Below are 12907 nucleotides of genomic sequence, written 5' to 3'. Positions count from 1 at the left end.
TCGTTCTTCAGCGGCTGAACGTGCCCGGCCAGCCGATGATTTTCTTCGGCCTTGGCGTCGCGTAGGTGCGTACCTTTGACGTCGACAAGCCCAGGCGCACAAGGCCCTCGGCAATCGTCACCGCCGCCGTCACGCCGTCCACCACCGGCACGCCGGTGCGCTGGCGGATCTGTTCGTCCAGGCCCGCCATGCCGCCACAGCCCAGGCAGATGACTTCGGCCTTGTCTTCGGCAATCGCCAATTGCGCCTGGCGCACGATGGCCTCCATGGCGGCCAGCGGATCCTCTTCCAGTTCCAGCACCGCCATGCCACTGGCACGCACCGACGCACAACGCTGATACAAGCCGGCGAGTTTCAGCCGGTCTTCAATCAGCGGCACGGTGCGGTCCAGGGTGGTCACCACCGAATACGCATGGCCCAGGAACATCGCCGTGCTGGCGGCCGCTTCGGTGATGTCCACCACCGGCACGTTCAACAATTCCTGCAGCCCCTCGCGGCCATGCTCGCCATAGCCGGCCTGGATCACCGCATCGAACGGCTGGTCGTAGGCCATCACCCGGTCCATCACCGCAATGGCCGCCAGGTAGCTTTCGAAGTTGCCTTCTACCGACTCGGCGCCAAAGTACGGGGTGAGTCCCACGATCTCCGTGCCCGGAGAGGCCACGGTCCGCGCCTGCTGGGCGATGGCGTCGGTGATGGATTCGGTGGTGTTGACGTTGACCACGAGGATGCGCATGAAACCTCCTTGATGAGTGACAGACGTCGCCTCAAGCCTTGCTGATGATATTCCCGGCATGCAGCCCGCATTCCTTCTGCGTTGCCTCTTCCCACCACCAGCGACCTTCGCGCTCATGCTGATTCGGCAACACCGGGCGCGTGCACGGCTCGCAGCCAATGCTGATAAACCCGCGCTCATGCAGGCTGTTGTACGGCAGCTCCAGCATGCGGATATAGCCCCAGATTTCCTCACTGGTCATCTGCGCCAGTGGGTTGAACTTGTACAGGGTGCGTTCCGGGGTGGAAAAGGCCGTGTCGATTTCCAGTGCGGCCACCTGGCTGCGCGTGCCGGGGCTCTGGTCGCGGCGCTGGCCGGTAGCCCAGGCGCTGACGCCGGACAATTTGCGGCGCAACGGTTCGATCTTGCGTATGCCGCAGCACTCGCCATGGCCGTCGCTGTAGAAGCTGAACAGGCCCTTTTCCTTGACGAAGGGTTCCAGTTTGCTCTGGTCCGGCGAGATCAGTTCGATGTCGATTTTGTAGAAATCGCGTACCTGCTCGATAAACCGGTAGGTCTCCGGGTGCAGGCGGCCGGTGTCGAGGCTGAACACCTTGACGTTCTTGTTCAGCTTCCAGGCCATGTCCACCAGCACCACGTCTTCGGCACCGCTGAAGGAAATCCACAGGTCATCACCGAACTGGCTGAAAGCCAGCTTGAGAATGTCCTGGGCAGATTTGTTGGCATAGGTCGTGGCGAGTTCAACGACGTCGAAGGCTTGGTTCATCAGGACGGTTCCTACAGGTCAGTGGCGCTGAGCGCTCTATAGGGGAGCGATGGTATCAAAATCAGCTCCGGGTTGCGGCGCTGCGCTTGAGCCATCGGGCCCGCCAACTGGCTGCGGGCATTCGGCGGTCCTGATGTGAAGCCCGTTCTGCTCAAACGCCTGCCAGCAGCCGCTCATAAGGAATGCTCAGGCCATCGTGCAGGCGCTTGATCATGGCCAGGCTCAACTTGCGCTTATGATTCAATACTTCCGAGACCCGCCCGCTGGTGCCGATAAAGGGCTCCAGGTCACGGGCCGTCAGGCCCATTTGCTCCATGCGGAATTTGATCGCTTCCACTGGATCCGACGCCGGCATGGGGAAATGTTCCGCTTCGTACTTCTCGATGAGCACGGCAAGAATTTCCAGTTCGTCGCCCTCGGGTGAGCCGATCTGCGCTCCCCATAGCTGTTCCACCCGCGCGAGCGCGGCGGTCAGGTCTTCAGAGGAATGAATGGGTTTAATGTTCATTACACGGTCTCCGCGTTGATTTGATCGTATTGCGCGTGAGTGCCTACAAAACGTATGAACCCAAGCTGGCGCTGATAATCGATGGCCATGATGACTCGATATTTGTTGCCGCCTACGTTGAAGACGACCCTACCGGCCTTGAGAATGCTCGCTGTTCTGAGGGTTGCCTTCAGTGCCTGTGGTGTCGGGTAGGTAGCGTTCTCCATGTACCGATACAGTTCGACCAAAGGCGTCCTCGCGTCGGCATGGTTTGGGTGGCTTTCCCAGAACCGTCGCAAGGTTGATAACGCGATTATTCGCATCGTGCAGACCTCCCGATTTGGGAGATGTTAGGCATGGGCAGGTGGAGATGCAACTCCGGAAACAAATTCTCACGAGTAAGCAGTCGCATATGTGATCCTTCACAGGCGCGTATAGGCAGTAGCCGTCGACGCTATAGGCGTGCCGGCAGGTCGTCCACACGCGTACTGATTCAGGCTTTTTCGTGCTTCGCGCTTCGTGAGGTCAGAGGCCGGATTGCCGGGGGGACTACAGATTTTCCAGCGTCTGTAACAAAACCCGTACCTTCGTCATCGACTCCTGGTACTCCGCTTCCCACTGCGAGTCGGCCACAATCCCGCCGCCACCCCAGCAGCACACCTGGTCATCCTTGACCAGCAGGCTACGAATGGCGATCGAGCTGTCCATCTCGCCACGTACGTCCAGGTACACCAGCGAGCCGCAGTACAAACCGCGTCGAGTGGGTTCCAGCTCGTCGATGATCTGCATTGCGCGGATCTTCGGTGCGCCGGTGATGGAGCCGCCGGGGAAGCTGCCCGCGATCAGGTCGAGGGCGTCCTTGTCGCTTGCCAGCTCGCCGGTCACGCTGCTCACCAGGTGGTGCACGTTGGGGTAGCTTTCCAGGCTGAACAGTTCCGGCACCTTCACCGACCCGGTGCGGCAACTGCGGCCGAGGTCGTTGCGCAGCAGGTCGACAATCATCAGGTTTTCGGCACGATCCTTGGGGCTGGCCAGCAGTTCGGCGGCGTTTGCGGCATCTTCCTCGGGCGTAAGGCCGCGCGGCCGGGTGCCTTTGATCGGCCGGGTTTCGACCTGGCGTTGGCTGATTTTGACAAAGCGTTCCGGTGACAGGCTCAGCACCGCGCCATTATCCGGCAGGCTCTGGAAGCCGGAGAACGGCGTCGGGCACGCCTCGCGCAGGGCGCAATAGGCCGCCCAGGGATCGCCCAGGCAGGGCGCGCGAAAGCGCTGTGCGAAGTTGACCTGGTAGCAGTCGCCGGCCTGGATATAGCTGTGGATGCGCGCGATGGCGTGCTGATAGGCCTCGGCACTGAGGTCCGCTGCCATGGGGCCACGCAGCTTGAAACTGGCGGTTGAGGCCACGACCGGCTGACTGAATACGGCAATCAGGCGTTGCCGTTCGCTCTCTGCCAGAGTCGGGTGAAACACCAGTTGGCTGGTCTGCACCAGGTGATCACTGACCAGCGCCCAGGCATACAGGCCCAGGCGTGCGTCCGGCAGGTGCAGGTCGTCCGCGGCCAACTGCGGCATCTGCTCCAGATGGCGGCCGAAGTCATAGCTCAAATAGCCGATCAGCCCGCCGGCAAACGGTAATTCATAACCGTCGGGCACGTTCGCTTCACCTAACCGGGTAAGGTTTTTGCGCAAGCGTTGCAGGAAATCGCTGCCGCTTTCATCCGGCGATACCGTGAGGGTGGCCTGCGGCCAGGCGCTCAGGAGGTCATACCGACCGCGCTCGGCTGTCGGCCGGCCGCTGTCCAGCAGCACCGCGCCGGGTGCATGGCGGATCGCCGCAAAGTACTGGGCGGGATTTGCCTGGTAGGGCAACGGGTAAACGGAGCAGGTCGACATACGGGGTGGATCAGCCAAGGCGCGGGGGAGGGGATTGTAGTCCGGCGTAGGATTTGCTCCTAGAGGCAATTGCCCGCAGACGACCCGTTCAGTGTGGGAGGGGCTTGCTCGAGAGGGCGGCGGATCAGTGACAGATGAACCGACTGACACAATGCGATCGGGAGCAAGCCTCCTCCCACATTGTGTTGGCGGTCAGCCTTCCACGGGCGGAATATGCCCGAACATCTCCTGCACAAACCTCACCCGTTCTTCCGGCGTTTCCGTCACGCCGTCGGCTTTCAGGGTTTCCAGCCGCGCTTCCACGGCATGGGTGCGCAGGGTCAAACCGCAATCGTTGGCGATCTGGATGTTCAATCCCGGCCGCGCATTCAGCTCCAGGATCAGCGGGCCTTTCTCCTGATCCAGCACCATGTCCACACCGATGTAGCCCAGCCCGCACAGCTCATAGCAGCCGGCCGCGAGCTTCATGAAACCGTCCCAATTGGGCAACTGCACGCCGTCCACGGCGTTGGTGGTGTCGGGGTGCTTGGTGATGATGCTGTTCAGCCAGGTGCCGCGCAGGGTCAGGCCAGTGGCCAGGTCCACGCCCACGCCGATTGCACCCTGGTGCAGGTTGGCCTTGCCGCCGGACTGACGGGTCGGCAGGCGCAGCATGGCCATCACCGGGTAGCCCATCAGCACGATGATGCGGATGTCCGGCACGCCTTCGTAGCTGATGCTCTTGAAGATCTGGTCAGGCACCACGCGGTATTCGATCAGCGCGCGGTCGCGGTGGCCGCCCAGGGAATACAGGCCGGTGAGGATGCTGGAAATCTGGTGTTCGATTTCTTCATGGCTGATGATCTTGCCCGACACTGTGCGATAGCGCCCCTCAAAACGGTCTGCCACCACCAGGATGCCGTCACCGCCGGCGCCCTGGGCCGGTTTGATCACGAAGTCGCTGCGCCCGCCGATGATCTCGTCGAGCTTGTCGATGCCTTTTTCGGTGGAAATCACCCCGTACATCTCCGGCACATGCAGGCCGGCGGCCATCGCGCGCTCCTTGGTGATGATCTTGTCATCCACCAGCGGATACAGGCTGCGCTTGTTGTACTTGAGCACGTAGTCGGCGTTACGTCGGTTGATGCCCATGATCCCGCGCGCTTCGAGGGCCTTCCAGGTCTTCCAGAAACCGAACATTACTGGTCAGCCTTCAGGAAGGCCTTGAAACGCACCAGTTCGGTCAGGCGGTAGCCGCGATAACGACCCATGGCCAGCATGAAGCCCACCAGAATCAACAGGATCGCCGGGAAGGTGAACACGAAGTAGATCAACTCCGGCACGCTCATGATGATGTGCGCCAGCGATGCCGCGAACAGCGTGCCGATTGCCACTTTCAGTGCGTGGTTGGCGCCGCGCTCTTCCCAGGTGATCGACAGGCGTTCGATGGTCATGGTCAGGATCACCATCGGGAACAGCGCCACCGACAGCCCGCGCTCCAGCCCCAGCTTGTGGCTGAACAGGCTGATGGCTGCGATCAGCACCACCACGAAGGTGAGCACCACCGACAGCCTGGGCAGCATTTGCAGCTTCAGGTGTTCCAGGTAGGAGCGCAACGACAGTCCCAGCGCGGTGATAATCGTGAACAGCACAATCCCGAAGCCCAGCTGCGTCTCGCGGAACGCCAGGGCGATCAGCACCGGCGTGAAGGTGCCCAGGGTCTGCAGGCCGATCAGGTTGCGCAGGATCAGGATCACCAGCACGCCAATCGGGATCATCACCATGATCATGAACGTCTGCTGGGTCTGCAGCGGCAGGCCGTACAGCGAGTATTCAAGGAAGTTGGCGTCGGTGTTCTCGTCCGTCAGCTTGGCCAGGCGAATCGCGTTCATCTCGCTGTTGTTCAGGCTGAAGGTCACCATGGCTTTCTTGCCACCGTCCACGGTGATCAGGTTTTCATCGCCGGTCCACCACAGCAGGCGGTCGGCGGGCAGGCCCTGTTCGCCGGTTTCCGGGTTGAAATACAGCCAGTCGTTACCGTTGAAGCTGCGCAGCCACAGTTCCGGGCTTTGCGGCTGGTCGGCGACCAGGCGAATGGTGTGGACCTTTTCCACCGGCACATGGGCGATGGACAGCAGCAGCTCGACGATCTTGGCCTTGTGCGCGGTGGACGGGTCGCCCGCCAGCAGCAGTTTCACGTTGTCGTCGCTGAGGTTGTTGGTGCGCTTGATCGCTTCGGTGATGAAGGTCTCGACGTCGGCCGAGTGCTGGCGGATCGGCGCCAGCAGGGCTTCAGCGGCGATTTTTTCCGGGCCTTCCACGGCGATGCTGTCGCGGAAGGTCGGGCCCTTGACCTTGATCTTCTCACCGCTGTAACGCTTGGTCAGCACCAGGCGGTAATACAGGGTCTGGTTGCCCTTGGCGCGGCGTGCCGACCAGGTGACCTTGCGATTGCCATCGGTGCGGTTGACGCTGACCCCGTAGTTGTTCGAGATAAAGCTCTCGTTAAGGCTCACGAAGTCGCGGCTCAGGGGCGGCACGAACATCTGGATCTTCACCGGGTCTTTCGGATTGGCGACAAACTCGACCTTGGCGTCGATGTTCCACAGATCGTCGGTGGCATCCTCGGTAACAGGAATGCCCAGCACGAAGATCTGGTAGCAGGTGACCGAAATACCCAGCACCACCAAGATGGTGATGAGAATTTTCAGGTGCAGGGTCAGAGAGCGCATTCGGTTTACTCGGCGGTATGAGCGTCGGCGGCGCAGGCAGGCTTGCCCGCTGCGTATTTAAGACTGGGGTCGACCAGCGCATCAAAGCGCTTCAGCGCTTCGGAGCCGATCAACAGCGGGTATTGGAAGGCACTTCGGTCAGTCAAGTTCACTTCTATGCTGCGTAAAGCGCTGCCCATGCAGATATTCAGGGCAATCACCGGACGGGCGGTGTAGTTCTTGTCTTCATCGGGGTCGTAGTCACCGGCGCGGCGCTTGATCTTGCTGACGCGGGCCAGGGGCCGTTCGATGGGGTGGGAATGGGCGGTATCGATCGCCAGGTAGAAGCGCACCCAGGATTCGCCGTTGCGCTTGAAGCGCTTGATATCGCGGGCGCTGAGGGAGGCGGTCTTGGCGCCCGTGTCCAGTTTGGCGGCCACTTCGAGGTCGATTCCGGCCAATTGCGCGTATTCGTTGAGGCCATACACGGTCTTCTCGGCAGCGACGCCAAAGCCCGGTACGGCCAGCAGGCACATCAATAAAAGGAAGGGCTTGAGTCTCATAGATCCTGAGGCGTGCAGTGCGATGTTCGATTCAAGGCGACTGGCATTGCTGCGCAAACTCCCTCGTGCGCCGTTTCATCCAATGATGTCAGGCAAAAGCGGCGGGCATTCTAACATGATGCTTTTTTGGCGCCAGCGCTGGCAGGCGGCCATGTCTGCTTGGAACTCGTCGGAGGTTATTAGACGATTGTCGACAATATGGATTTATTCTTTGACTAATAGGGGTTGATTGGCTAGTTTTTGCCACATTGCTTTTAAAGGTGTCGACAATATGCTGGATCAGCTGCAAGCCCCGGTGCCGGCGCAGGACGATTCCCAGACCATGTCCGAGAACGTGTTCCGGCGTATCCAGGCCGCCATCGTCAAGGGCGAGATTGCCCCCGGCAGCAAGATCTCCGAGCCGGAGCTGGCGCGTACCTACGGCATCAGTCGCGGTCCGCTGCGTGAAGCGATCCACCGCCTTGAAGGCCAGCGCCTGCTGGTGCGGGTGCCTCACGTCGGCGCGAGAGTGGTGTCCTTGAGCCACGCCGAGCTGGTCGAGCTCTATGAAATCCGTGAGTCCCTTGAAGGCATGGCCTGCCGCCTCGCCGCCGAGCGCATGACCGACGCCGAGATCGAAGAACTGCGCCAGGTGCTGCACACCCATGAGCGCGACGAAGCGTTTCAGGCCGGCCTGGGCTACTACCAGCAGGAAGGCGACTTCGATTTTCATTACCGGATAATTCAAGGTGCCGGTAACCGCACCCTGACCCAAATGCTCTGCGGCGAGCTGTATCAATTGGTGCGCATGTACCGCATCCAGTTTTCCGCCACGCCCAATCGTCCACGCCAGGCCTTTGCCGAGCATCACCGCATTCTCGACGCGATTGCCGAGCGCGACGGTGAACTGGCCGAACTGCTGATGCGCCGCCATATCGGCGCTTCCAAACGCAACATTGCCCGTCACTTTCCCGACGGTTGCGCCCAATCACGAGGTGAGTCATGAGTTCCCACAATAAGCGTACGCCGGGCCAGCGTTTCCGTGACGCCGTCGCCAGCGAGCATCCCTTGCAGGTGGTCGGCGCGATCAACGCCAACCACGCCCTGCTGGCCAAGCGCGCCGGTTTCAAGGCGATCTACCTGTCGGGCGGCGGCGTCGCAGCGGGCTCCCTGGGGGTGCCGGACCTGGGCATCACCGGCCTGGACGACGTGCTCACCGATGTGCGCCGCATCACCGACGTGTGCGACCTGCCGCTGCTGGTGGACGTGGACACCGGTTTCGGCTCTTCGGCGTTCAACGTGGCGCGCACCGTCAAGTCGATGATCAAGTTCGGCGCCGCAGCCATTCATATCGAGGACCAGGTCGGCGCCAAGCGCTGCGGCCATCGTCCCAACAAGGAAATCGTGTCCCAGCAGGAAATGGTCGACCGCATCAAGGCCGCCGTGGACGCGCGCACCGATGACAGCTTCGTGATCATGGCGCGCACCGACGCCCTGGCCGTCGAGGGGCTGGAGTCTGCCCTGGAACGCGCGGCCGCGTGCATCGAGGCCGGTGCCGACATGGTGTTCCCGGAAGCCATCACTGAACTGGACATGTACAAACTGTTCGCTGCCCGCGTCAAAGCGCCGATCCTGGCCAACATCACCGAATTCGGCTCGACCCCGCTGTACACCACCGAACAGTTGAAATCTGCGGATGTTTCCCTGGTGCTGTACCCGCTTTCGGCCTTTCGCGCCATGAACAAGGCCGCCGAGAACGTCTACACCGCGATCCGTCGCGACGGCACCCAACAGAACGTGATCGACACCATGCAGACGCGCATGGAGCTTTACGACCGTATCGACTACCACACCTTCGAACAGAAGCTCGACGCGCTGTTCGCCGCCAAAAAATAAACCTTGTGGCTCCCTGAACAACGACAAAATTGGAGAAACACCATGGCTGAAGCAAAAGTATTGAGTGGCGCCGGCCTGCGTGGCCAGGTGGCCGGGCAGACTGCGCTGTCCACCGTGGGCCAGGCCGGCGCCGGTCTTACCTACCGTGGCTACGATGTGCGTGAACTGGCCGCCGACGCGCAGTTTGAAGAAGTTGCCTATCTGCTGCTGTACGGCGAGCTGCCGACCCAGGCCCAACTGGCGGACTACAGCAAAAAGCTCGGCACGTTGCGCGACCTGCCGCAAGCCTTGAAGGAAGTGCTCGAACGCATCCCCGCTGACGCCCACCCGATGGACGTGATGCGCACCGGCTGCTCGTTCCTCGGCAATATCGAGCCGGAAAAAGACTTCAGTGCGCAGCACGATGTCACCGACCGCCTGCTCGCCGCCTTCCCGGCGATCATGTGCTACTGGTACCGCTTTAGTCACGACGGCCAGCGCATCGATTGCGTGACCGACGAACCGAGCATCGGCGGCCACTTCCTGCACCTGCTGCATGGCAGGAAGCCCAGCGACCTGCACGTCAAAGTGATGAACGTGTCGCTGATCCTCTACGCCGAGCACGAATTCAACGCCTCCACCTTCACCGCGCGGGTGTGTGCCTCGACCTTGTCCGACCTGTATTCCTGCGTCACCGCAGCCATCGGCTCGCTGCGTGGCCCGCTGCACGGCGGCGCCAACGAAGCGGCGATGGAAATGATCGAGCGTTTCGGCTCGGCCGCAGAAGCGGTGGAGGGCACCCTCGGCATGCTGGCGCGCAAGGACAAGATCATGGGCTTTGGCCACGCGATCTACAAAGACAGCGACCCGCGCAATGAAGTGATCAAGGGCTGGGCGAAAAAGCTGGCTGACGAAGTGGGCGATACCGTGCTGTTCCCGGTTTCCGAAGCCATCGACAAAACCATGTGGGAACAGAAAAAACTGTTCCCCAACGCCGACTTCTACCACGCCTCGGCATATCACTTCATGGGCATCCCGACCAAGCTGTTCACCCCGATCTTTGTCTGCTCACGCCTCACCGGCTGGGCGGCCCATGTGTTCGAACAGCGCGCCAACAACCGCATCATCCGTCCAAGCGCCGAGTACACCGGCGTCGAGCAGCGCAAGTTCGTGGCAATCGAACGTCGCTGAAGACCGTCGATCCCGAATTGGCAATCGGATCCCATGTGGGAGGGGGCAAGCCCCCTCCCACATGGGATCGCGTTCCAGTTCGAGCTCCGGCTTCCTTTGCAATCACCGTGACCGAGTTCTGACGATGAACACTGAATTTCGCAAACCGCTCCCCGGTAGCCGGCTGGATTACTTCGACACCCGCGCGGCCGTCGAAGCCATCACCCCCGGCGCCTACGCCACCTTGCCCTACACCTCCCGCGTACTGGCCGAAAACCTGCTGCGCCGCTGCGATCCGGCCACCCTCGATGCGTCCCTGCGCCAGTTGATCGAGCGCAAGCGCGATCTCGACTTCCCATGGTTTCCGGCCCGCGTGGTGTGCCATGACATCCTCGGCCAGACCGCGCTGGTCGACCTCGCCGGCCTGCGTGACGCCATCGCCCTGCAAGGCGGCGACCCGGCACAGGTCAACCCGGTGGTGCCGACGCAGTTGATCGTCGATCATTCCCTGGCCGTCGAAGCCGGCGGTGCCGACCCGGACGCGTTCGAGAAAAACCGCGCCATCGAAGATCGCCGCAACGAAGACCGCTTCCACTTTATCGAGTGGAGCAAAAAAGCCTTCAAGAACGTCGACGTGATCCCGCCGGGCAACGGCATCATGCACCAGATCAACCTGGAGAAAATGTCCCCGGTGATCCAGGTGCGCGACGGCGTGGCCTTCCCGGATACCTGCGTCGGCACCGACAGCCACACCCCGCATGTGGACGCCTTGGGCGTGATCGCCATCGGCGTCGGTGGCCTCGAAGCCGAGAGCGTGATGCTGGGCCGCGCGTCGTGGATGCGCCTGCCGGAAATCATCGGCGTCGAGCTGACCGGCAAGCTGTTGCCGGGCATCACTGCCACCGACATGGTGCTGGCGCTGACCGAGTTTCTGCGCAAGCAAAAAGTGGTCGGTGCATGGCTGGAGTTCTTCGGTGAGGGCGCTTCCAGGCTCACCCTGGGCGACCGCGCGACCATCTCCAACATGGCCCCGGAATACGGCGCCACGGCAGCGATGTTTTACATCGATCCGCAGACCATCGCCTACCTCAAACTCACCGGCCGTGAAGACGAACAGGTCGCCCTGGTCGAACAGTACGCCCGCCACACCGGCCTGTGGGCCGATGATCTGAAAGGCGCGCAATACGAGCGCGGCCTTACGTTCGATCTGTCCAGCGTGGTGCGCAACATGGCCGGCCCGAGCAATCCTCACGCCCGTGTAGCCACCCGTGACCTGGCCTCCAAAGGCATCAGCGGCCAGTGGGACGAAGTACCAGGGCAGATGCCCGACGGCGCGGTGATCATCGCCGCCATCACCAGCTGCACCAACACCAGCAACCCGCGCAACGTCATCGCCGCCGGCCTCCTGGCGCGCAACGCCAACAGGCTGGGGCTGACGCGCAAGCCGTGGGTCAAGTCGTCGCTGGCGCCGGGCTCGAAGACGGTGGCGATGTACCTGGAAGAAGCGGGTCTGGCTGACGAACTGGAAAAACTCGGCTTTGGCGTGGTGGCCTTTGCCTGCACCACCTGCAATGGCATGTCGGGCGCGCTGGACCCGGTGATCCAGCAGGAAATCATCGACCGCGACCTGTACGCCACCGCTGTGTTGTCGGGCAACCGCAACTTCGACGGGCGGATTCACCCGTACGCCAAACAGGCATTTCTGGCTTCGCCACCGCTGGTGGTGGCCTACGCGATTGCCGGCACCATCCGTTTCGACATCGAAAAGGATGTGCTCGGGCTCGACGCGCAGGGCAATGAAATCCGCCTGCAGGACCTCTGGCCCAGCGACGAAGAGATCGATGCGGTGGTCAAGGCCTCGGTCAAGCCTGAGCAGTTCCGCGCGGTGTATATCCCGATGTTCGCGATTCACGAAGACACCGGCCCCAAGGTGGCGCCACTGTACGACTGGCGCCCGCAAAGCACCTATATTCGCCGTCCGCCTTATTGGGAAGGCGCGCTGGCCGGGGCGCGGCCGCTCAAGGGCATGCGCCCGCTGGCGGTGCTGCCGGACAACATCACCACCGATCACCTGTCGCCGTCCAACGCCATCATGCTCGACAGCGCCGCCGGCGAATACCTGGCAAAAATGGGCCTGCCGGAAGTCGACTTCAACTCTTACGCGACCCATCGGGGCGACCACTTGACCGCCCAACGCGCCACCTTCGCCAACCCGAAACTGTTCAATGAAATGGTGGTGGAAAACGGCAAGGTCAAGCAGGGCTCACTGGCGCGCATCGAGCCCGAGGGCCAGGTCACGCGCATGTGGGAAGCCATCGAAACCTACATGCAGCGCAAGCAGCCGCTGATCATCATCGCCGGCGCCGACTACGGTCAGGGCTCATCCCGCGACTGGGCGGCCAAAGGCGTGCGTCTGGCCGGGGTGGAAGCGATTGCCGCCGAAGGCTTCGAACGCATCCACCGTACCAATCTGGTGGGCATGGGCGTGCTGCCGCTGGAGTTTCTGCCGGGCACCGACCGTCACACCCTGCAGATCGACGGCAGTGAAACCTATGATGTGCTTGGCGCGCGCACTCCGGGTGCGCAGTTGACCCTGGTGATCAATCGTAAAAATGGCGAACGTGTCGACGTGCCGGTGACTTGCCGTCTGGACACCGCCGAAGAAGTATCGATCTACGAGGCGGGCGGCGTGTTGCAGCGTTTTGCCCAGGACTTCCTGGCATCGGCGGCGACCGCCTGAGGGACTGA

General features: G+C 61.9%; 12 protein-coding genes. 4 read left to right on the top strand and 8 right to left on the bottom strand.

Annotated elements, in window-relative coordinates; all coding sequences use genetic code 11:
• Nucleotides 1-7 precede the first annotated feature (7 nt).
• The 8 genes from RHM60_RS09055 to RHM60_RS09020 form a co-directional block, all read right to left on the bottom strand.
• Entirely contained in the window at nt 8-736 is a 729-nt protein-coding gene (locus RHM60_RS09055) for an aspartate/glutamate racemase family protein (RefSeq protein ID WP_209983802.1), read from the bottom strand.
• 31 nt (nt 737-767) lie between these two features.
• The gene (locus RHM60_RS09050; RefSeq protein ID WP_322214228.1) at nt 768-1502 is read right to left on the bottom strand and encodes a phosphoadenylyl-sulfate reductase; all 735 of its coding nucleotides are present in this window, start codon (nt 1500-1502) and stop codon (nt 768-770) included.
• 151 nt (nt 1503-1653) lie between these two features.
• A complete protein-coding gene (locus tag RHM60_RS09045; RefSeq protein ID WP_209983800.1) occupies nt 1654-2010 on the bottom strand; it encodes a helix-turn-helix domain-containing protein in 357 nt (118 codons plus the stop codon).
• The gene (locus tag RHM60_RS09040) at nt 2010-2312 is read right to left on the bottom strand and encodes a type II toxin-antitoxin system HigB family toxin (RefSeq protein ID WP_209983797.1); all 303 of its coding nucleotides are present in this window, start codon (nt 2310-2312) and stop codon (nt 2010-2012) included. Before RHM60_RS09040 ends, RHM60_RS09045 begins: the two co-directional genes overlap by 1 nt.
• A 226-nt stretch (nt 2313-2538) precedes the next feature.
• Nucleotides 2539-3882, bottom strand: a complete 1344-nt coding sequence (pabB, locus tag RHM60_RS09035; protein ID WP_209983795.1) for an aminodeoxychorismate synthase component I — start codon at nt 3880-3882, stop codon at nt 2539-2541.
• A gap of 192 nt (nt 3883-4074) precedes the next feature.
• A complete protein-coding gene (locus RHM60_RS09030) occupies nt 4075-5061 on the bottom strand; it encodes an alpha-L-glutamate ligase-like protein (protein WP_231421440.1) in 987 nt (328 codons plus the stop codon).
• Nucleotides 5061-6593 (bottom strand): inactive transglutaminase family protein, encoded by a 1533-nt coding sequence (locus RHM60_RS09025; RefSeq protein ID WP_209983791.1) that lies wholly within the window; start codon nt 6591-6593, stop codon nt 5061-5063. The genes RHM60_RS09030 and RHM60_RS09025 overlap by 1 nt, the downstream gene beginning before the upstream one ends.
• A 5-nt stretch (nt 6594-6598) precedes the next feature.
• Nucleotides 6599-7135: an ATP-dependent zinc protease gene (locus RHM60_RS09020; protein WP_231421441.1), complete on the bottom strand. Its 537-nt coding sequence runs from the start codon at nt 7133-7135 to the stop codon at nt 6599-6601.
• 271 nt (nt 7136-7406) lie between these two features.
• Here RHM60_RS09020 and RHM60_RS09015 point away from each other — a divergent pair, with 271 nt between their 5' ends.
• The 4 genes from RHM60_RS09015 to acnD all read left to right on the top strand — a co-directional run bounded on the left by RHM60_RS09015 (nt 7407) and on the right by acnD (nt 12899).
• Nucleotides 7407-8120 carry a GntR family transcriptional regulator gene (locus RHM60_RS09015; RefSeq protein WP_209983788.1) on the top strand — a complete coding sequence of 238 codons (714 nt, stop codon included), beginning with the start codon at nt 7407-7409 and terminating at the stop codon, nt 8118-8120.
• Complete coding sequence (gene prpB / locus RHM60_RS09010) at nt 8117-9010, top strand: methylisocitrate lyase (RefSeq protein ID WP_209983786.1); 894 nt, start codon at nt 8117-8119, stop codon at nt 9008-9010. Before RHM60_RS09015 ends, prpB begins: the two co-directional genes overlap by 4 nt.
• Nucleotides 9011-9052: 42 nt before the next feature.
• Nucleotides 9053-10180 (top strand): 2-methylcitrate synthase, encoded by a 1128-nt coding sequence (prpC, locus tag RHM60_RS09005; RefSeq protein ID WP_209983783.1) that lies wholly within the window; start codon nt 9053-9055, stop codon nt 10178-10180.
• A 124-nt stretch (nt 10181-10304) separates the two neighbouring features.
• The gene (gene acnD / locus RHM60_RS09000) at nt 10305-12899 is read left to right on the top strand and encodes a Fe/S-dependent 2-methylisocitrate dehydratase AcnD (protein WP_322214227.1); all 2595 of its coding nucleotides are present in this window, start codon (nt 10305-10307) and stop codon (nt 12897-12899) included.
• Nucleotides 12900-12907: the final 8 nt, after the last annotated feature.

It is taken from the genome of Pseudomonas sp. MH9.3, assembly GCF_034354675.1.
Lineage (GTDB): Bacteria > Pseudomonadota > Gammaproteobacteria > Pseudomonadales > Pseudomonadaceae > Aquipseudomonas.
The sequence above is the reverse complement of the archived record's forward strand: the minus strand, read 5'-3'. Positions and strand labels throughout refer to the sequence as shown.